Annotated in this window: 23 protein-coding genes, 1 tRNA gene and 1 riboswitch; of the genes, 17 read left to right on the forward strand and 7 right to left on the reverse strand. The window is 39.6% G+C overall.

Annotated elements, in window-relative coordinates; all coding sequences use genetic code 11:
• Positions 1-142: 142 nt before the first annotated feature.
• From IAE19_RS09250 to ribB, 6 genes are all read left to right on the forward strand, one after another.
• Positions 143-217 (forward strand) — tRNA-Gln (locus tag IAE19_RS09250).
• Between the two features lie 155 nt (positions 218-372).
• Positions 373-1,326 (forward strand): ribose-phosphate pyrophosphokinase, encoded by a 954-nt coding sequence (locus IAE19_RS09255; RefSeq protein ID WP_004990629.1) that lies wholly within the window; start codon positions 373-375, stop codon positions 1,324-1,326.
• A 98-nt stretch (positions 1,327-1,424) separates the two neighbouring features.
• On the forward strand, positions 1,425-1,721 hold the full coding sequence (gene rplY, locus IAE19_RS09260) for a 50S ribosomal protein L25 (RefSeq protein WP_200460658.1): 297 nt from the start codon (positions 1,425-1,427) through the stop codon (positions 1,719-1,721).
• Between the two features lie 20 nt (positions 1,722-1,741).
• Positions 1,742-2,323 (forward strand): aminoacyl-tRNA hydrolase, encoded by a 582-nt coding sequence (pth, locus tag IAE19_RS09265; protein WP_200460659.1) that lies wholly within the window; start codon positions 1,742-1,744, stop codon positions 2,321-2,323.
• Between the two features lie 136 nt (positions 2,324-2,459).
• On the forward strand, positions 2,460-2,840 hold the full coding sequence (gene panD / locus IAE19_RS09270) for an aspartate 1-decarboxylase (protein ID WP_200460660.1): 381 nt from the start codon (positions 2,460-2,462) through the stop codon (positions 2,838-2,840).
• Between the two features lie 123 nt (positions 2,841-2,963).
• Positions 2,964-3,106, forward strand: a riboswitch (FMN riboswitch).
• Between the two features lie 96 nt (positions 3,107-3,202).
• Positions 3,203-3,862, forward strand: a complete 660-nt coding sequence (ribB, locus tag IAE19_RS09275; RefSeq protein WP_200460661.1) for a 3,4-dihydroxy-2-butanone-4-phosphate synthase — start codon at positions 3,203-3,205, stop codon at positions 3,860-3,862.
• A gap of 26 nt (positions 3,863-3,888) precedes the next feature.
• Here ribB and IAE19_RS09280 read toward each other — a convergent pair whose 3' ends face one another.
• Positions 3,889-4,374: a DUF1289 domain-containing protein gene (locus tag IAE19_RS09280; RefSeq protein WP_200460662.1), complete on the reverse strand. Its 486-nt coding sequence runs from the start codon at positions 4,372-4,374 to the stop codon at positions 3,889-3,891.
• Between the two features lie 304 nt (positions 4,375-4,678).
• Here IAE19_RS09280 and IAE19_RS09285 point away from each other — a divergent pair, with 304 nt between their 5' ends.
• Positions 4,679-5,611: a rhodanese-related sulfurtransferase gene (locus IAE19_RS09285; RefSeq protein ID WP_200460663.1), complete on the forward strand. Its 933-nt coding sequence runs from the start codon at positions 4,679-4,681 to the stop codon at positions 5,609-5,611.
• 54 nt (positions 5,612-5,665) lie between these two features.
• Here the strand turns inward: IAE19_RS09285 and IAE19_RS09290 are convergent, their stop codons facing one another.
• On the reverse strand, positions 5,666-6,232 hold the full coding sequence (locus IAE19_RS09290) for a GNAT family N-acetyltransferase (protein ID WP_200460664.1): 567 nt from the start codon (positions 6,230-6,232) through the stop codon (positions 5,666-5,668).
• Positions 6,233-6,269: 37 nt separating this feature from the next.
• Positions 6,270-7,310: an LLM class flavin-dependent oxidoreductase gene (locus tag IAE19_RS09295; protein ID WP_200460665.1), complete on the reverse strand. Its 1,041-nt coding sequence runs from the start codon at positions 7,308-7,310 to the stop codon at positions 6,270-6,272.
• 175 nt (positions 7,311-7,485) lie between these two features.
• Between IAE19_RS09295 and IAE19_RS09300 the strand changes: the two genes are divergently transcribed.
• Both IAE19_RS09300 and tmpT read left to right on the forward strand, forming a co-directional pair.
• Positions 7,486-8,097 (forward strand): DedA family protein, encoded by a 612-nt coding sequence (locus IAE19_RS09300; RefSeq protein ID WP_200460666.1) that lies wholly within the window; start codon positions 7,486-7,488, stop codon positions 8,095-8,097.
• A gap of 2 nt (positions 8,098-8,099) precedes the next feature.
• Positions 8,100-8,753 (forward strand): thiopurine S-methyltransferase, encoded by a 654-nt coding sequence (tmpT, locus tag IAE19_RS09305; protein ID WP_200460667.1) that lies wholly within the window; start codon positions 8,100-8,102, stop codon positions 8,751-8,753.
• 61 nt (positions 8,754-8,814) lie between these two features.
• On the opposite strand, the gene IAE19_RS09310 is transcribed toward tmpT, so the two are convergent.
• A complete protein-coding gene (locus IAE19_RS09310) occupies positions 8,815-9,339 on the reverse strand; it encodes a YecA family protein (protein WP_200460668.1) in 525 nt (174 codons plus the stop codon).
• A 72-nt stretch (positions 9,340-9,411) separates the two neighbouring features.
• The gene (locus tag IAE19_RS09315; protein ID WP_004990657.1) at positions 9,412-9,618 is read right to left on the reverse strand and encodes a PA3496 family putative envelope integrity protein; all 207 of its coding nucleotides are present in this window, start codon (positions 9,616-9,618) and stop codon (positions 9,412-9,414) included.
• 358 nt (positions 9,619-9,976) lie between these two features.
• On the opposite strand from IAE19_RS09315, the gene rpoD reads away from it, so the two are divergent.
• The 6 genes from rpoD to IAE19_RS09345 all read left to right on the forward strand — a co-directional run bounded on the left by rpoD (position 9,977) and on the right by IAE19_RS09345 (position 16,708).
• The gene (gene rpoD, locus IAE19_RS09320; protein WP_200460669.1) at positions 9,977-11,866 is read left to right on the forward strand and encodes an RNA polymerase sigma factor RpoD; all 1,890 of its coding nucleotides are present in this window, start codon (positions 9,977-9,979) and stop codon (positions 11,864-11,866) included.
• Positions 11,867-11,971: 105 nt separating this feature from the next.
• Positions 11,972-12,259, forward strand: a complete 288-nt coding sequence (locus IAE19_RS09325; RefSeq protein WP_200460670.1) for a YbeD family protein — start codon at positions 11,972-11,974, stop codon at positions 12,257-12,259.
• Positions 12,260-12,596: 337 nt separating this feature from the next.
• Positions 12,597-13,247, forward strand: a complete 651-nt coding sequence (gene lipB, locus IAE19_RS09330) for a lipoyl(octanoyl) transferase LipB (RefSeq protein WP_200460671.1) — start codon at positions 12,597-12,599, stop codon at positions 13,245-13,247.
• Positions 13,248-13,325: 78 nt separating this feature from the next.
• Positions 13,326-13,859: a hypothetical protein gene (locus tag IAE19_RS09335; protein ID WP_200460672.1), complete on the forward strand. Its 534-nt coding sequence runs from the start codon at positions 13,326-13,328 to the stop codon at positions 13,857-13,859.
• 1 nt (position 13,860) lies between these two features.
• Complete coding sequence (locus IAE19_RS09340; protein WP_200460673.1) at positions 13,861-15,045, forward strand: iron-containing alcohol dehydrogenase; 1,185 nt, start codon at positions 13,861-13,863, stop codon at positions 15,043-15,045.
• 277 nt (positions 15,046-15,322) lie between these two features.
• Positions 15,323-16,708: an APC family permease gene (locus tag IAE19_RS09345; protein WP_200460674.1), complete on the forward strand. Its 1,386-nt coding sequence runs from the start codon at positions 15,323-15,325 to the stop codon at positions 16,706-16,708.
• Between the two features lie 37 nt (positions 16,709-16,745).
• Here IAE19_RS09345 and IAE19_RS09350 read toward each other — a convergent pair whose 3' ends face one another.
• Positions 16,746-17,642: a neutral zinc metallopeptidase gene (locus IAE19_RS09350; RefSeq protein WP_200460795.1), complete on the reverse strand. Its 897-nt coding sequence runs from the start codon at positions 17,640-17,642 to the stop codon at positions 16,746-16,748.
• A gap of 34 nt (positions 17,643-17,676) precedes the next feature.
• A complete protein-coding gene (locus IAE19_RS09355) occupies positions 17,677-18,603 on the reverse strand; it encodes a DUF808 domain-containing protein (RefSeq protein ID WP_200460675.1) in 927 nt (308 codons plus the stop codon).
• A gap of 126 nt (positions 18,604-18,729) precedes the next feature.
• Here IAE19_RS09355 and trpS point away from each other — a divergent pair, with 126 nt between their 5' ends.
• A complete protein-coding gene (trpS, locus tag IAE19_RS09360) occupies positions 18,730-19,743 on the forward strand; it encodes a tryptophan--tRNA ligase (protein WP_200460676.1) in 1,014 nt (337 codons plus the stop codon).
• A 557-nt stretch (positions 19,744-20,300) separates the two neighbouring features.
• Positions 20,301-20,954: a YqiJ family protein gene (locus IAE19_RS09365; protein WP_200460677.1), complete on the forward strand. Its 654-nt coding sequence runs from the start codon at positions 20,301-20,303 to the stop codon at positions 20,952-20,954.
• Positions 20,955-20,960 lie beyond the last annotated feature (6 nt).

Raw genomic sequence — 20,960 nt, forward strand, 5'->3', positions numbered from 1 at the left:
CCGGGTTTTGATCTCGGCATCCGTTGGTTCGAATCCAGCCGCCCCTGCCATTTATATCATTATAGTCAGACAGGCATTTACTTTGTTTTTTGTTGAATTTTCTTGACACAAACGGGTAAAACCATTAAAGTTCTGCCGCATTAGGGGCGTCGCCAAGTGGTAAGGCACCGGGTTTTGATCTCGGCATCCGTTGGTTCGAATCCAGCCGCCCCTGCCATATAACAGATTATTTTTTAAACTACCCGTTAGAAAAATTAAATATTTTTCTTTTGCGCTCGGGCAAAGCATTGCTTAACCCTTTTGGAAAATCACCGTTTTTTCCCTTGCGCTCGGGTGAAGCGTTGCTTCACGTAATCCTCGCTCAGGTGCTTCATGCCCAATCTTGTCGTTTTTAGTGGAACTGCACATCCACAATTTGCCCAAAAAGTCGTTAGCCATTTGCACATTCCTCTGGGAGCTGCTGCTGTAGGTAAATTTTCTGATGGTGAAATCACTGTCGAAATTACTGAAAATGTACGAGGCAAAGACGTTTTCATTGTTCAGCCTACTTGCGCACCAACCAATGATAACCTGATGGAAATTCTGGTTATGGCAGATGCCTTACGTCGCGCGAGTGCGGGACGTATTACGGCTGTGATTCCATATTTTGGTTATGCACGTCAGGACCGTCGTCCACGTTCAACTCGTGTACCAATTACTGCAAAAGTTGTTGCAGATATGCTGACCACAGTTGGTATTGATCGGGTTGTAATGATTGATCTACATGCTGACCAGATTCAGGGTTTCTTTGATATTCCTGTCGATAACATCTATGGTACACCTGCATTGTTGGCTGATTTACGTCAACAACAACACCATAATCTGATGGTGGTTTCGCCAGACGTAGGTGGTGTAGTTCGTGCTCGTGCCGTTGCCAAACAAATGGGTGATATTGACCTTGCTATTATTGATAAGCGTCGTCAAAAAGCCAATGAATCTCAAGTGATGCATTTGATTGGTGATGTGAAAGATCGTGACTGTGTCATTGTCGATGATATGGTGGATACTGCTGGTACCCTTTGTAAAGCGGCCGATGCCTTAAAACAGTTTGGTGCACGCCGTGTGATTGCCTATGCAACTCACCCTGTACTTTCAGGTAAAGCCATTGAAAACCTAACAAATTCTGTAATAGATGAATTGGTTGTGACTGACACAATTCCTCTTTCTGTAGAAGCGCAAAACTTAGGCAAGATTCGTCAAGTCTCAGTTGCAGGCATGGTCGCTGAAACAATTCGTCGTATTAATAATGAAGAATCTATTAGCGCAATGTTTGATAGTTATCTATAATAGCGCAGCTTTTTTCTAAACCCTGGCTTTGGCTGGGGTTTTCTATCACTAAACTGGTCGCAAGTTTAGTTTATTTAAACCTTACTAGGATTTATCTCATGGCAAACTTCGTATTAAACGCTCAAGCGCGTGCTGAAGACCAACAAGGGAAAGGTGCGAGCCGCCGCCTTCGTCGCGAATTTTTAATTCCAGCGATTATCTATGGTGGTAATGCTGAGCCTGTAGCAGTTACTTTAGAACTTCGTGAAGTTGTAAAAGCTTTAGAAAGCAATTCATTCTTTGAAGAAGTTGTAGAAATCAAAATTGGTGACAAAGTTGAAAACGTTAAAATCCAAGCGTTACAACGTCACCCAGCTAAAAATACACCGATGCACGCAGACTTTAAACGCGCGTAAGTTGTATTGAGCGTAAATTAGTGTCAAATATTTCGCTAATTGTTGGTTTGGGCAATCCCGGTACGGAATATGCTCAAACCCGCCATAATGCAGGTTTCTGGTTTGTTGAGCAGCTTGCAGATCAATATGGCATCACTCTCAAAAAAGATCCCAAATTTAACGGTTATACGGGACGTGGTACAATAGAAGGACACGATGTTCGTCTGCTGATTCCCACCACCTTCATGAATCGGTCTGGTCAAAGTGTCGTTCCCTTTGCCAAATTTTATCAAATTTCCCCAGAATCCATTTTAATTGCTCATGACGAATTGGACATGGATCCAGGCGTTATTCGTCTCAAGAGTGGTGGTGGACATGGTGGACACAATGGTTTACGTGACATTGTTCCCCATATTGGTTCAAACTTTCATCGTTTACGAATTGGTATTGGTCATCCTGGCTCAAAGGAACGTGTTTCTGGACATGTACTCGGTAAAGCGCCAAAAGATGAACAACAACTGATGGATGACGCGATTCATCATGCATTATCCAAAGTGAAATTATTGGTCGATGGTCAAATTTCACAGGCAATGAATCAAATCAATGCCTACAAGCCCAATTAACTTGAATTGTTGAACAATCGAGCTTGCCATTCGCTTTTTTTAAGAGCAAAATGCGCATTCAAATGCCGACTCAAAAAGTCAGATAAGGTTTCAATCGTAAGATCATACGCTTAGGTCAACTCAGGAGACGCTAGCCATGCTATCTCGTTTATTAAAATGCAAAATTCACCGTGCAGTGGTTACGCATGCCGAACTTCATTATGAGGGTTCTTGTGCAATTGACGGCGTATTAATGGATTTAGCTGGGATTCGCGAATATGAAGAAATCCATGTCTGGAACGTAACCAATGGCAAACGTTTCACAACCTATGCCATTCGCGGTGAAGAACGTTCTGGTATTATCTCAGTAAATGGTGGTGCGGCGCATCAAGCTGATGTCGGTGATCTTGTGATTATTGCAACATTTGGTGATTTTACCGAAGCAGAAGCAAATGCCCATAAACCACGTTTGGTCTATGCTAATCCAGATAATACTGTGAATCACACTGCAAATTGTATTCCAGTTCAAGTGGCTTAAAATTTAAGATATTGGGAAAGCTCGCATTAGCGGGCTTTTTTAATGTTTATTTTAAATAAGCTTTGAAGCTATTGTTCTAAAAAAGATATCGTCTTTTACTTGAAAAAGACTATAATCATTGGACATCGCTTCAGGGCGGGGTGCAATTCCCCACCGGCGGTAAACTCTCTACGAGTAAGCCCGCGAGCAATTGATGGTTTATCATCAATCGCAGATTTGGTGCAAATCCAAAGCCGACGGTATAGTCCGGATGAAAGAAGACGACGTTTCTCAGTAGAGCATTTCTGTTCTATTGTCACGACCCTATTTCTGCATCAGTCCTGAAATGTTTAACCGTACTTTACTTTACGAGAGCATTTCATATGTCTAGTTTAATTCAACCTGAAATTTTCTTTTCAGCCCTTTCCCCTGCTGAACAACGGATCCAGCAAGCATTAGAAGATATTCGCCAAGGCAAGCCTGTGTTAGTCATGGATGATTTTGATCGCGAAAATGAAGCCGATCTGATTGTTGCTGCTGAAACTTTAAATATAGAAACTATGGCACGCATGATCCGTGATGGTTCAGGCATTGTCTGCTTTTGCTTAACTGAAGATCTGGCTGACCACCTACAATTACCACCCATGGTACAAAATAACTCTAGCCAGTTTCATACAGCATTTACCGTCACTATTGAAGCGGCCCAAGGAGTAACCACGGGAGTATCTGCACAGGATCGTGTCACCACGATCCACACTGCCATTAAAGATGGTGCCGTTGCCAGTGATCTGAATCGTCCTGGTCATGTATTTCCGTTACGTGCGCGTAAGGGCGGTGTTTTAACCCGTCGCGGTCATACTGAAGCGACCATAGATCTTGCACGTCTTGCAGGATTAAAACCATCAGGGGTGCTTTGTGAATTAACTAATCCAGATGGAACTATGGCTGCAGGTATTCAGGTGTTGGCTTATGCACAGACTCATCATCTTACCGTGGTTACTATTGAAGAGTTGGTTCAATATCGCATGACGCATCATCTTTAAAATCGAAAGCCCCGACATGGGGCTTTTTAGGATTCTTCGAGTATTTGCAATAAATGCGTACGCATTCCATCTGCACGTAACCAAGCAAAATCATAACTAGCTTGTGCTAAAGACAAGATCCGTCTTTCAAACTCTTGCCACACGGGCTTAACCTGATCACTATTTATTGAAAGCCCACTCTCATGCACCAGATGTTTATTTTTTTCACATAATTTCAGTGCATGATATAACTTCCGGCCTGTTGTAGCATGTGCCAATAAGCGCACTCGCTTTAATTCAAGAAATTGCATCACAATAATCGCATTTGCATGAGGCAACATAGGAATTAAAATTTGATCCAATTGCGAATCTAATCGCCTCCATATACTGAGTTGCTGTTCAGGCGTAAAAGTATTCCAGCGTATAATTTCATGATTAAAACGGCGACAGCCACGACATACGTTATCCCCGAACGTGGTTGAACAACGTCCTGCACAAGGGGTTATCGTAGAAATGCGACGATCGTTACTCAAAACATATCTCTCTATTTAATATCTTAAACGCTTATCAGACTAAATTGCTATTTTACAGCATTCACATACTATATCTTGTATGCAATAAAATTTTAATCACAATACTTGGTATTTTGAATAGAAATACGACAATTATCCAGTACATATTACCTGACAATTTTTATCTCTCTGTAAAGAGATCATTTTTTCCGTTATTCCTCTAAACTTTTAAAAGCCCTATAAAATGTATTACTTTCTCGCCTAATCCTATATTTCGCGCTAAAATACGCGCCAGAATTTTTCATTCATACTTTTGGAGTCTTCCATGAACGCTACTGTAGAACAGCTTGCACCTGTAGAACAGCAAGCGACCACTGATTGGGTTGTTGCCGCGCTATATCAATTTAAAGAAGTCAATGATGCTGCAGATTTACAGCAACGTCTTCTAGAGCTAGTCAAAGCCATCAATCTGTGTGGAACTCTAATTGTTGCCAGTGAAGGAATTAATGGTACAGTTGCAGGTGATCGCCAAGCGATTGATACCATTTATCAATTTTTGTTGAATGAAGGTTTTAATGCGATGGAATATAAAGAATCGCATAGCTCAGAAAAACCATTTCGCAAAATGAAAATTAAATTGAAACAAGAAATCGTAACCTTAGGTGTTGAAGTTAAACCCCGTGATTTGGTCGGCCACTATCTTGACCCTAAAGAATGGAATGATTTGATTCGCCGTGATGATGTGATCCTGATTGATACTCGTAATGATTATGAATATAAAGCGGGGACATTTAAGGGCGCGATAGATCCGAAAACTGAAACTTTCCGTGAATTTCCAGAATACGTTAAAGAAAATCTAGAACAGTATAAAGATAAAAAAATTGCCATGTTTTGTACTGGCGGTATTCGCTGCGAAAAATCAACCTCCTTACTTCTACAAGAAGGCTTCAATGAGGTGTATCATTTAAAAGGCGGTATTTTAAAATATCTGGAAGAAACTCCAGCCGATGAGAGCTTATGGGAAGGTGAATGTTTTGTCTTTGATGGTCGTACTGCTGTCACGCATGGCGTGGAAGAAGGCCAGAATATCAAATGTCATGCCTGCGGTTGGCCATTAACCCCAGAAGAAGTTACTCTGCCAAACTATGAACACGGCGTGTCTTGCGTGTACTGTATCGATAAAACTTCTGAGAAACAAAAAGAAGGTTTTCGTATGCGTCAGTCACAAATTGCCGCAGCAAAACGTAAGCGTCTTTAAGTTTTCCATACATAAATAACCTTAAGCCGAAATTTTGTATTTCGGCTTTTTGATCTACTCGCCTGTCATTTGCCCCAAAATAAAAAATTGACCAGAAGCCAATACGACTTTATCGAGAATCTGCATACCCAATGCATCATGGATTTTAAGTGAAACAGGATTATCTACATCGATAAAAGCAACAATGGCATCGAATCCTGCAACTTTTAGCTCTGCGAGTGATTGATCATGTAAAATCTTGGCAATCCCTTTCCCCCGAAACTGATCATCCACTAAAATAGGCGCATAAGCAGCATAGCGTAAATCTGCCAACGGCCTTTCTTGTAAAATTAAAATATGAGCATATTCCTGAATGTATGACAAAATTTCAGGACTTTTGGACTCAATTTCACGTTGTATTACTAAAAAACCAGCGGCCTGCCCATCCAGTTCAGCAACATCAATCGCCGATAACTCAATCCAGTGGTGCACAAGTTGATCAAAATGTGGATTATCCTGTACAAAACCCGCCTCTAGCTTACCGTCAGTGTCCGTCAGATACTGTTTTGAGTTGTGTTGATATAACTCAACGATCCAATCTTTATCTTGTTGAGTCACCTTCCTGATTTTGATCTGTATCATATCCCTGCCTCATTCATATATTAAGAATTTCAACTTTTTAATCAGCTTTATTCACGGCTTTTCTGACTTCGGGTGCAATTTTAGTTCCATAGATCTCAATAGCTTTCATCATATGTTTATGTTCCATTGCACCTGTATCCAAATGTGCAGCAAACCGTGTCAGACCAAAGGTTTCAATCACCTCGATAATCTTATCAGTGGCATACGGTGCATCCCCGACGATCAGATGGCCTGCTTGACTGCGTCCCTGCTCATATTGTTCAGGCTTATAATTTGGCCAACCGCGAGTTGCACCAATGCGATTCATTTGGGCAGCATAAGTTGGATAATGAAGCTGCATGAGTTGGTTTTGATCTTCCACAAAAAAGGCATGCATATGTACGCCAACTTCAAAGTTCTGCATATCGTGACCATAGGCCTGATAAGCCTGTTGATAATAATCAAATAACGCTTTGAAATTTGTATAATTGCCACCAATAATTGCAAACATGACCGGTAAACCTAAACGGGCTGCACGTTCGACTGACTGTGGTGTTCCCCCCACAGCGATCCAAACGGGTAACTCTCCATGCTTGGGGCGTGGATAAATATCCTGATCCTTAAGTTCAGGACGAAATTTTCCTTTCCAGCTCACTGGATTATTTGTATTAATTTTTAATAATAAATCCAGCTTTTCCCCAAAAACCTCATCATATTGATTCAAATCATAACCAAATAAGGGAAATGATTCGATAAACGAACCACGTCCAGCCATGATTTCTGCGCGTCCATCTGACAATAAATCAATCATGGCGAAATCCTGAAATAATTTTACAGGATCTGCAGAACTGATGACTGAAACTGAACTTCCCAAAATAATACGTTTAGTTTGTGTGGCTGCTGCTGCCAAAATGATCTCAGGTGCTGCAACCACATAGTCTGCACGGTGATGTTCACCGATACCAAAATAGTCAAGTCCAACCTCATCCATGAGTTTAATTTCTTCAATGATTTCTTTCATACGAATTTCAGGTGATTGAATTTCATTGGTCAGCAAATTAAAACGAGAGTCACCAAACATGGTAATGCCAAGTTGCATGGTTTTATCCTTTTATTGTCATCAGTATGTTTCCATCCTAAGCGATCAATGCTTGAGTTACATGCAGGATTATGTAGGGAAATGTATAGAAAAAATGAATACGCTTATTTACACAATAAAGATTTAAAAACAGAGACTTAATCTTTAAAATCAGATTATTTACCAATGAAAGTATATGAACAACTGGATCATCCAGATAATTGAAAGTCTGGGCTATTTCGGCATTGCCTTCCTGATGTTTATGGATAATATTTTCCCCCCCATTCCCTCAGAAGTGATTATGCCTAGTGCGGGCTATACTGCTTCACGTGGTCAACTTCAAATCATTGGGGTGATTATGGCAGGGAGTTTAGGGTCGATTCTTGCAGCTGCATTACTTTATGCAATTGGTCGAAAAATCTCACATGCGGCCTTATTCAAATGGGTTGATCGTTACGGGAAATACCTCTTTATTAAATCAAAAGATCTCGAGAAAGCGTTGAATTGGTTTGAGCATTACGGACATCGCATTGTATTTTTTGGCCGCATGATACCCGCAGTTCGTTCATTAATTAGTATTCCTGCTGGTATGAGTCGAATGCCATTTGGTAAATTTATGCTGTATAGCAGTTTTGGAACTATCATCTGGACGACATTTCTTGCCTGCGTCGGTTTTTATTTTGGTGAAAATCAGGAACTTATGTTTGCGATTATGCATCGTGTAGGCTATATCATTTTGACGATTACTTTATTATTTGTCGGCTGGTGGATCTATCGTAAATTCTATAAAACCAATAACCCGAGGTAATTATGCAACACGAATTCTGGCATCAGCGCTGGCAAGAAAATCGGATTGGTTTTCATCAACTCACTCCAAGCCCTCTGCTTGTGGCACATTGGTCTGAGCTTCATTTAAAAACTAAGCAGCGCGTTTTTGTTCCTTTAAGTGGCAAAACGTTAGATATTCGTTGGCTTATACAACAAGGCTTTCGTGTAGTTGCCATTGAACTAAGCCAAATTGCAGTGGTGGCATTAATCGAACAGCTCACACAAGATTTTAATTTCGATTTTAAAATTTCAGAACAAAATGATTTAATTCATTATTCCCATCCACAGATTGACATTTATGTGGGTGATTTTTTTGATCTGGCGAAAGAACAACTTGGGCAAGTAGATGCCATTTATGATCGTGCTGCACTCATTGCCCTACCCAAAGACATGCGACGCCAATATACCAAACATCTTATTCAGATCAGTCAAACCGCGCCTCAATTTCTCATTAGTTATGAATATGATCAAAACAGTTTTGAAGGGCCTCCTTTTTCAGTGGAAGCAAAAGAAGTGCAACAACTGTATAGCCCTTTTTATCAAGTTCGACTTTTAAAGGAACAGTTTGTCGATCCTGAAGGTAATAAAGGAAAGAATCCACGAAGTAAGGTGTGGTTACTTACCGCAAGATCCTGAGTATAAAAAAACACCTCTTATATAAGAGGTGTTTTAATGGATTCGACTGCGTGATCAAACCTTATGTTGGAGTATGATACATTAAATACAATTCATTGAGATTATCAGGAATTTCTTCTGCCAACTCGTCCATCAGCTGACCATTGCGGCGGAAAGATTCCATTTGTGGATCTTCTTCATCGATACCGCTAAACACCATAATCGGTAAAGTTAAATCCACCAATTGTTCTTCATATTCTGGTGCAAACCATGCATCCTCATTTAGAAACATAGCATCAACAAAACCAACACTCCAGTCACCCAAACTTGAATCTACATCGGCTTCTTCAATTTCAAAAGGAAACTCAATCCCCTCTTCATTGGCTAAATTTTGGCGGATCGAATCTAACCACAGTTTGATTTGTTCAATGATGGCAGTAGGAACTTTCTTCTGATTGCTATCAAATAACTCATCTAACCAACGATCAAACTGCGGACCAACTGCAATTGCACACAGGAAACCATGAGTTGCCGCAAAGTCCAAACCATGTTCGTTTTGGTCACCATCAAGATAATCACTTAATTGATCTAAATCTAAGGTACTCATTGTTTATCCAGTGTTATCAATAAATAGCGCATATCATAACATTTTAAGGTCTGTATGCGGCGTTTGATTCTGTTAGTCTTCATCATCCAGATCATCGTCATCGAAGTCATAATCAAAGTCTTTCAACTCCCGCTCTAAACGGCGCTGCGCCAAAAGATCATCAATTAAACGACGCTTTTCTAATGATTCTTTTGCACTGATTTTGCCTGATGCTTCATCAAAACTAACATCATCATCATCACCGTAGCTATCATCTAATTCAAAATCTGTAGAAGACACTAAAACTACCTCGTAGTGAAAAAATGTGAATAGGTCTAGGCGCTATTTATCTTGCCTAATCAGGCATGTCAAGTTTTTTTTATTTTTTTTGCTTTTAGAGGATTATTTGTATCTTTTTTCATCAAAAAATTTGTATATTTATAAAACTCTTGCTAACTTCTACCGATAATTCTTGATGAAAAATTTAGGATGGCGTAACTTGAAAAAAATAATTCAAACCCAATATTCAAAAAATAGCTGTGAAATCAAACATATTTTTTAATTCAGATATAACCGATCAAATCGAAAACTTTTACAGCAAATTGTGCTATCATGCACGGTTTTTTACTGCCACAGATTCAACGAAGAGTAAGCAAAGATGAGCGATATGCATTCCCCTACTTCTCAGGTAGCGGCTCTGATTAGCCGAGGCAAAGAACAAGGTTATCTAACCTACGCTGAGGTCAACGATCATCTCCCGGACTCAATCACTGAAAGTGAACAGATTGAAGACATCATTCAGATGCTTCAGGACGTCGGTATTCCGGTACATGAACGTGCCCCTGAATCTGATGATACGATGTTTGGTGATTCAACTGAAGCAGCAGATGAAGTTGCAGAAGAAGAAGCAGCGGCAGTATTGGCATCCGTTGAGAGTGAACCTGGTCGTACTACTGACCCTGTGCGTATGTACATGCGTGAGATGGGAACAGTTGAACTTCTGACCCGTGAAGGTGAAATCAGCATTGCAAAACGTATCGAGGAAGGTATCCGCGATGTATTGCACTCAATCGCTTATTGGCCAAATGCCGTTGAAGTTGTACTCCAAGAATATAATGACTTTCTAACAGGTGAGCGTCGCCTTGCAGATATTCTTTCCGGCTATCTTGACCCCGAAACTGATGAAGATATTCCAGAAGTGCTTGAAGAAGAAGCTGAGCTGGATGATAAAGACGAAGACTCTTCAACTAAAACGACCAAAGATGTAAAACTTGATGATGACGACGAAGAAGAAGAGTCTGAGAGTGATGATGATTCTGAAGGTGAATCTGGTCCAGATCCTGAAGTAGCCAAAGTTCGTTTCGAAGAATTAGACGCAGCTTGGAAAAATACCAAAGCGGTGATTGAACAGCACGGTCGTAGCAGTGAACAGGCTAAAAATGCTCTTGAATCACTTGCGACTGTTTTCATGATGTTCAAGTTTACTCCGCGTCTGTTTGATATTATTTCAGAAATGATTCGCGGTACGCATGAACAAATCCGTGCCAATGAACGTGAAATTATGCGTTATGCCGTGCGTCGTGGTCGTATGGATCGTAACCAGTTCCGTACTAGCTTCCCAGGTCAGGAATCCAATCCTGCTTGGTTAGATGAGCAAATTGCTAAAACACCTGCTGAAACTCGTACTTATTTAGAAAAAGTTCGTCCAGATGTTCTGGCCTTTCAACAGAAAATTGCCGACATTGAAAAAGACCTTGATCTGCACGTTCGTGAGATCAAAGATATTTCTAAACGTATGGCAGTGGGTGAGGCCAAAGCTCGCCGTGCCAAAAAAGAAATGGTAGAAGCTAACTTGCGTCTAGTCATTTCGATTGCCAAAAAATATACCAACCGTGGATTACAATTCCTTGATTTGATTCAGGAAGGTAACATCGGTCTAATGAAAGCAGTGGATAAATTTGAATACCGTCGTGGTTATAAGTTCTCGACTTATGCAACATGGTGGATTCGTCAGGCTATCACTCGTTCGATTGCAGATCAGGCACGTACTATTCGTATTCCTGTACATATGATTGAAACAATTAACAAAATCAATCGTGTGTCACGTCAGTTATTACAGGAAATGGGTCGTGAACCAACCCCTGAAGAATTAGGTGAACGTCTAGAAATGGACGAAGTCAAAGTTCGTAAGGTTTTAAAAATTGCCAAAGAACCAATTTCGATGGAAACCCCAATCGGTGATGATGAAGATTCACATTTGGGTGATTTTATCGAAGACTCAAACATCACATCTCCAGTAGATGCCGCAACTTCAGAAGGCTTAAAAGAAGCGACTCGTGAAGTGTTGGAAAATCTGACGGAACGTGAAGCGAAAGTCTTAAAAATGCGTTTCGGTATTGATATGCCAACCGACCATACTTTGGAAGAAGTAGGTAAACAATTTGACGTTACTCGTGAGCGTATCCGTCAGATTGAAGCAAAAGCTCTACGTAAATTACGTCATCCTTCACGTTCTGAACACTTACGTTCATTCCTTGAAAATGACTAATTTGATTAAATGAACAGTCACTTGAAATTTAAATGACTGTCCCCATTTACTATTCAAATACATCAGATGCCTGCATTTTCGCAGGCATTTCATATGGAGAATGTTATGTTAGACCGTACTCCTTCTCGCGAATTACAAGAGCATCTTTGGGTATTCCCAATGGATTATCCAATCAAACTAATTGGTGATGCTGGCGATGAACTTCGTGTTGCAGTGGTTGATATCTTGCAAAAACATTTTCCAGAATTTGATGGTGACTCTCTCAAAGTACAGCCATCTCGTACTGGAAAATATCATTCATTAACCGCACAATTACGTTTTGATGAATTAGAACAAGTACATGCCCTGTATGCTGATCTTGCGGCCTGCTCGCTCATCAAAACGGCGCTATAATAGATAAATCCAAAATGCGAAAGTATTTTGGATTTTTTATTTTGATACAAACCTGACATTATTACGATATTCAAGCCATTATTAAGTCGATGATTTTTCATTTTTCTGACTATTTTTTACAATGAGATTTTCGGCGACTATTTCTTAGCAAAATTTAATACAAAGACGTGTTATAGCAGTATGATAGATAAAATCAATAAAGGTATATATTATGCAAAAAATAGTCAGACACTCTATCGTCTAAAAAACTGGACAAATTTTTTAGACTCCCTGCCTAATTATGGCTACGAAAATAACGGCAATAAAATCTTGCAATATCTGGAACTCGAGATACCTGATGAGCAATAAACCCACTCTTATTATCCATCAATATCAAAGCTTAACCCCTTATGCTACGCGCTTTCAGGAAATGAAAGATCTGACTGAGCATCGGGATGAAAACTCAGCCGATCAACTCTGGATTTTACAACATGCTGACGTACTTACTCAGGGACAGGCAGGAAAACCAGAACATATTTTAATCCCAACTGACATTCCTGTAGTGCAATCTGATCGTGGAGGGCAAGTGACTTGGCATGGCCCAGGTCAAATGGTAATTTATTTTATGTTTGATTTAAATCGTCTGAAATGGAACGTACGTGCATTAGTATCTTTTGCTGAGCAATTAATGATCGACCTATTAAATAAGTATGGAATTAAAGCCTATGCCAAACCCGATGCACCTGGGGTGTATGTAGAAGAGCGTAAAATTGGATCTTTGGGCTTTAAAATCCGACGTGGACGCAGCTATCACGGATTGGCTTTAAATATTGATTGTGATTTAACAGGTTTCCAAACCATTAACCCATGTGGTTATGCAGGTCTTGAAATGGTTCGTTTGTGCGACCTTCTTCAGGACTATCCAAAGTTTGAACAGCTTTGTGCAGATGTAGTTGAATATTTTAAAAACACCGATTACTTTAGTGACGTACAAGTCACCTTGACATAATTTACTTTATTTTTTTCAAAAAACTATTTAGAGTAATTACTCTAAAACTTAAAATTAGAATGTTAAAAGGGATAACGTGTGATTTCAAGTAAAACCGTAAAACCCGCATTGCAACTGGGCTACGTTAAACTCATGATGGATGTGATTGGACGTGGCCTCGTCATGGCAAGTCAGGTCGATGAAGAAATACAAAATGAAGTTGCTAAATTTCCAGCAGGCTTCGTTTTATCCATGAATGTATTCCCTAATGGGCCTGCATTTGTCGCTGAAGTTACTGCAGATAAAAAACTGCAATTAATTACCCTTGAACAAGGGAAACCAGATTTAACCGTTACTTTTAAGCATTTAACTCATGCTTTTATGGTGTTTTCATTTCAGGAAAGTACGGCGCAGGCTTTTGCCAATGACCGTATGATTGCCGATGGGGATGTATCGAGTGCCATTCGATTAGTTCGTTGCCTCAACAAAATGGAGTCATTGATTTTACCTAAAATGGTCGCATCATTAGCCGTAAAACAATATCCAGTCGAACTGAGCCTCAAGGATAAACTCAGTGAAGCTGCTAATATTTATTTGAAAGTCGCACAGTCATACTTAAAACGGAGTGTATAAAATGGCTAAACCTTATTACGAATTTTTTTGTCCAGTTAAAGTAATCGCGGGTAGTGCGGCTTTAGAACACATTCCATTTGAGCTTGCGACATTAGGTTCAAAACGCCCCATGATCATCACCGACAAAGGGGTAAGAGCCAATAAATTACTTGAACCCATCGAAACTGCTTTTGCCTCAACAGATGCGGAAATTGGCTATATTTTTGATGATGTACCACCAGATTCCAGTCTCGAAACTGTTCGCAATGCAGCACAATTGTATCGCGATCATAATTGCGATGCGATTATTGCGGTTGGTGGTGGTTCAGTTATCGATACTTCAAAAGCAACTAATATTTTGGTTTCTGAAGGTGGCAATGATCTGCTCAAATATTCGGGTGCACATAATTTACCGAAAGCCCTCAAGCCATTTTTTGTGATTCCAACCACATCTGGTACAGGCTCAGAAGTAACAATGGTTGCCGTAGTTTCAGATACCCAAAAGAATGTAAAACTTGCATTTGCGTCTTATTATTTAATGCCTCATGCGGCTATTCTTGATCCACGCATGACATTAACGTTGCCAGCACATCTAACAGCTATGACTGGTATGGATGCTCTTACCCATTGTGTTGAGGCTTATACTTGTCTTGCAGCAAATCCTTTAAGTGATGCTTACGCAAGTGCAGGCATTAAGAAAATTAGTGAAAACCTGTTTAATGTCATTGAAAACCCTTCCGATGCTCAAGGACGTTTAGAGTTAGCTCAAGCATCTACGATGGCAGGAATTGCTTTTTCTAACTCAATGGTTGGTTTAGTTCATTCTCTTGGTCATGCCTTAGGTGCAGTTGCTCATCTGCCTCATGGGTTATGCATGAACTTATTTTTGCCATATGTACTTGAATACAACAAGGAAGTGAATGGCGATAAAATAGGTGAACTCTTATTATCGCTGGCTGGAGCGGATATTTATGCTCAGACGCCTGCCAATCTACGCGCCGAAAAAGCCATTGCAACTATTTTAGCGATGCGTGATCGTTTGTTTAGCTTAACCAAATTACCGCGGAATTTACGTGAAACTGGTAAAGTTACGGAAGCACAGTTAGACGAAATTGCAGAGAAAGCGTTGAATGATGGTTCAATTATCTATAACCCTAAAGAAGCTAATTTTCAGGATCTCAGAGCAATTTTGCAAAAAGCATGGTAATTGAAGCTTCTTTACAGAATTCAAAACATTAAAATTTAATAAAAAGCCTGAATTTTCAATCAATTCAGGCTTTTTATTTTTAGGTGAATTTTCATTCATCATATAGTTGAGTAAACTGGCAAAAAATTTGCTAAAAATTCCACAAAGTTACTGACAAAAGGCACCATTTTAGGATAGATTGGCGCACTTTACTTTTTAACATAGGGGGGATCGTTCGTCTCAAACGATCCTTAACAGACATGACTGATCCTTGATCAACGATTATGAGGATACGCCGTTGACAACTCACACTGGGACTCAACCTGCGGCAAAACTGCAAAAAAATCTTGTGCTGTGGCACATCATTATTATTGGTTTGGCATATATTCAGCCAATGACGGTTTTTGATACTTTTGGTCTAGTATCTCAAGATAGTCATGGCCATGTACCCACATCCTATATCTTTGCCCTGATTGCAATTCTACTCACATCCATTAGTTATGGGCATATGATTAAGCGCTATCCGTCAGCGGGTTCTGCCTATACTTATGCACAAAAGTCCATTCATCCTAATGTCGGATTCATGGTGGGCTGGTCGTCATGGCTGGATTATTTGCTCTCCCCTTTAGTCAATATTATTTTGGCAGATATTTATTTACGTGCTCTTTTTCCTGGGGTAAATAACTGGATCTGGGTCATTGGCTTAACGATTTTAATGACTGTGGTCAATCTGTTTGGTGCGCGTTTTGTTGCACGTTTTAACAGTACCATTGTGTTCTTGCAGATTGGTGTCATTTTCTATTTTACCTATAAAGTCTACTTATTACTGACCCAAGGTATGAATGCCGATGGTAGTCTGGATCAATCGCAATATCAGCTTTGGAGTATTGCACCTTTCTGGAATGAAATGACATCTGTTGGTGCACTGATTACAGGTGCAACAATTCTATGTTTCTCATTTACAGGCTTTGATGCATTGTCATCTTTGGCGGAAGAAACCAAGGACACTGAAAAAGTATTACCAAAAGCGATTTTCCTGACAGCATTAATTGCGGGTGTCATTTTTATTATTAGCACCTATTTTATGCAAATCTATTTCCCAAGCGATCCAGCTCAATATTTCAAAAAAATTGATGAAACCCAACCTGAGATTTTATTGGCAATTGGGGGAATCACGTTCCAAACCGTCATTTTATATTTTGCTATTGTAACGGTTATGGCATCTGGGATTTCAGCACATGCTGGTGTTTCACGACTGATGTATGTGATGGGACGCGATGGGGTAATTAACAAGAAAATTTTTGGGCATATCAGTCCTAAACTATATACCCCCACTTATAATATTGTGATTGTTGGTGTCGTTGCGCTCACTGCAGGTTTTCTTGATTTTGAACATATTGCCAATCTGATTAGTTTTGGTGCTTTAACTGCATTTAGTTTTGTCAATTTTTCGGTGATTTCAAGATACGCTCTGCGTGATGGTCGTACTAAAACTATCAAGGACATTTTTAATTATATCGTCATTCCTGTATTAGGGTTTGCCAGTGTATTTATGATGTGGCTTGAAATCGATCAGCTTGCACTGAAAATCGGTTTAATCTGGGCAGCGATTGGTGTTGGTTATCTGGCTTATAAAACTCGTGGATTCCGTTATCCACCGCCTCAGCATAATGAACATGAATAAAGGATAAAAATAAAGGGCTTTTTCAAGCCCTTTATTTTTAAATATTGGATTCAAAAGTATTACATTGATTTAAGTCACCTGTTTTTAGCCCCACCTGAAACCAGTGCATACGCTGCTGGCTGGTACCATGAGTAAAACTATCAGGAACCACCTGACCTGTTGCTTGTTTTTGCAAATAATCATCACCAATTTTTTGGGCAGCATCCATTGCTTCTTCAATATCACCCTGTTCTAAAAATTGAGTTCTCTGTTCATTATGTTTCGCCCAAATCCCCGCAAAACAATCCGCTTGTAATTCCAGCCTGACTGAAAGCTGATTGGCCTGAGTACGACTTCCCTGTGCCTGAGCTTGCTGAACCTGTGACGAAATTCCTAGCAGATTTTGCACATGATGACCTACTTCATGTGCAATGACATACGCCTGTGCAAAATCTCCGGCCTGATCCTGACGTGAAAGTTCAGTCTGATTTTGCTCACCCGAAATTCCCATTTGCTGACGCATATCTTTAAAGAAAGCCGTGTCAATATACACTTTCTGATCTGCCGGACAATAAAAAGGTCCCATTGCAGACTGGGCAGTGCCGCACCCCGAGCGAATGGCACCGGAGAACATAACTAATTTTGGCGGGGTATAATTTCCACCTAATTGTTTAAAAATTGGAGCCCAAGTATCTTCAGTATCTGCTAGCACTGTACCAACAAATTCTGAGGCTTCCTGCTGCTCGGGAGTAAGTTGTTCAGGTGCCTGCCCACTTTGCTGCGATTGAGTCACAGTCTGGGTCGCCTGATATGCCATTTGCGGATCTACACCAAAAAACTTCCAAGCCACAAATGCCACAATTAAACCCAGAATACTAATACCACCTGCTTTAGCAGCACCGCCTCCACGACGATCTTCTACATTGGTACTGACTCGACGACCTTTCCAGCGCATCATTCACCTCTTATCTTTTATTATCGTAATAATTCTATGAAGTTGATTTTTTTGGCCACAGCTTTTGTATTAAGCTTACAACCATTAATACAATTGCACCAGCAATAATCCCAATTCCCAGATTAATCAAAGTGGGTGTTATCGCGCCAATAATATTACCAACATTTGGAATCAGCTCCAGATGGTCTGTGGTATCTTCAGTAAAGTGATGTAACAATGGAATGGTATGCGCAATAATACCGCCTCCAACAAGGAACATTGCAATCGTCCCGACGATGGTAAGAGTTTTCATTAACTTTGGAGCAAATGCCAGTAAAGCCCGACCGACTCCCTGTTTGATATTTGATGATTTCTGAGTCAAATAAAGTCCCAGATCATCAATTTTGACAATCATCGCCACGAAACCATAGACTCCAACCGTCATAATTACGGCAATAATACTAAGCACAGTCACTTTCGTCATAAATGCTGCAGTTGCCACAGTACCCAGCGAAATCACCACAATTTCAGCAGATAAAATAAAGTCCGTACGGACTGCCCCTTTAATTTTTTCCTTTTCATAAGTTACCAAATCGGTTTCGTCTTTGACCAGTTTTTCGGCGGCCTCTTCAGGGGTACTGGCTTTTTTGTGATGCAATGAATGTAGTACTTTTTCTACGCCTTCATAACACAAAAACAAACCACCAATCATGAGTAAGGGATTAATTAGCCACGGCGCAACCACACTAATCAATAATGCCAAAGGTACTAATATTAATTTATTAATAAATGAGCCCTTAGCAACGCCCCATACCACAGGAAGTTCACGATCTGAGCGAACGCCACTGACCTGCTGTGCATTTAATGCTAAATCATCGCCCAGTACGCCCGCAGTTTTTTTTGCTGCCATTTTGCTCATGACTGCAACATCATCAAGTACTGTGGCAATATCATCAAGTAATAAAAGTAAGCTACTCGCCATTTAATTTTCCTTAGGTTTTTTAAGCTTCTTTTTTATTGTGACTGACATTAAAAAAAATTATGCCGTACAATGTCGCCTATTCAATCGTTTAATGATATGTAGATTCATACCACTTTGGAATAGAGAATGAGTAATCTTGATCATCGTCCAATTATTTTGACTGGCGACCGTCCCACTGGACAGCTTCACTTAGGCCATTTTGTAGGTTCTCTACGCTCACGTGTAGGTTTACAGGACAGCCATCATCAACATCTATTATTGGCGGATGCTCAAGCATTAACAGATAATGCAGATAATCCAGATAAAGTACGTCGTAATATTCTAGAAGTTGCACTGGATTATCTAGCAGTCGGAATCGATCCAACTAAAACAACGATTTGCGTTCAGTCCTGTTTACCTGCACTGAATGAATTGACCATGCTATATTTGAATTTTGTAACCGTAGCGCGTCTTGAACGTAACCCCACTATCAAATCTGAAATTCAGATGCGTGGTTTTGAACGTGATATTCCTGCAGGCTTCTTATGTTATCCAGTTGCACAAGCCGCAGATATAACTGCCTTTAAAGCAACTGTGGTTCCAGTCGGTGAAGACCAGATTCCTATGATTGAACAGACCAATGAAATTGTTCGTCGTGTCAATCGTCAAATTGGTCAGGACTTACTACCTGAATGTAAAGCACTCCTCTCCAATATGGCACGTTTGCCTGGCTTTGATGGTAAGGCCAAGATGTCAAAATCATTGGGCAATACCATTGTCTTAAATGCGTCTGATAAAGACATCAAAAAAGCCGTCAATGCCATGTATACCGATCCGAACCATCTACGCATTGAAGATCCTGGTCAGGTTGAAGGGAATATTGTATTTACTTATCTGGATGCCTTTGATCCAAATTCAGAAGAAGTAGAAGAATTAAAAGCACATTATCGTCGTGGTGGTTTAGGTGATGGTACAGTCAAAAAACGCCTTGAAGGTATTTTAAAAGACTTAATCAGCCCAATCCGTGAACGTCGTGAGGAATTAGCTAAAGATCCTGATTACATTATGGATGTATTACGGGATGGCACCGAAAAATGCCGTATTATTACTCAGCAAACACTGGATGAAGTTAAAGAGGGTTTAGGGTTGTTTAAATTCTAAATTTAATCCGTACATTATGTCTACTTGAAAGGCTCTTATTATAAAGAGCCTTTATTTTTTAATACGTTACCATCATTCAATATCTTTTTAATATCATTTTAAAATGATATTCAGCTCACAAAATAATCATTTTATTAACGTGATTTAACACTACTTAACGTGAATACCAATGAAATCGCTCAAGTATGAAATTAATATAAGTCATGAAGTTATGAATTTCCCCAATTTCATGACATTTCTCCTTAACCGAAGCTGTGTATAACAGATTCGTTGTTCTGCGTAATGATCACCCCAATCATTGCGCTTTTTTTTGTTTAAAATTTACTCTAGTAGTAAATCATATATTTCATATCTTGTCTGTTATTTATTCAATTATTTTTCCTTTTTTAAAGTTTAAATTTAATGTGTATTTAAATTAAAATAGAAATTAAATTAGATAAAATTGATAGGCTTACAATAGACTTTATAAATGATAAATGTTATCGTTTTTAAGATTACTTATACATACAACTGTAGTAAGAAAAATAATTTAATTCAATAAGATAAAGAGTCATTTCATGTTGTGGGAATTGTTTACTCATCCTTCAAATTATATTTTCAGTATCAGTCTGGTATTGTGTCTTGCAATTGGAATACTCGAATTACTTCTGCTTTTAATTGGTGGCTCTTCCCAAGTTATGGATCAGTTTTTACCAGAACAGCTAAGCGATTACCAAACTGATTTTGATTTAGAAGCTGATCACGGCATGATTTGGCAATTTTTCGATTGGCTATATTTGGGCAGAATTCCTTTATTGATTTGGCTGATTATATTTTTAACCACATACGCACTGACAGGTTTTATCATTCAAGGGGTTTTCTATTCGTTTACTGAACATTATTTTTCAGTTTGGTTGATTGCACCTGCTGTACTTTTTCTTTCTATGCCTTTTGTTCGGTGGGCTTCAGCCTTAGTGAGCAAAATTATTCCTAAAGATGAAACAACGGCAATTTTTAGCGAAGACCTCATTGGACAACAGGCAGAAATCATTTTAGGTATTGCCCGCCCACACTCGCCTGCTCAAGCCAAAGTAAAAGACCAATTCGGACAAACACATTATGTACTGGTCGAACCTGAACAAGACGAAATTTTCCAACAGGGTCAAATCGTTATTTTAACTCAAAAAAACAAGCTTGGTTTTCAAGCCATTTCTCAACATACAAATGATTAAGAGACA

The organism is Acinetobacter sp. S40, assembly GCF_016624705.1.
GTDB lineage: Bacteria > Pseudomonadota > Gammaproteobacteria > Pseudomonadales > Moraxellaceae > Acinetobacter.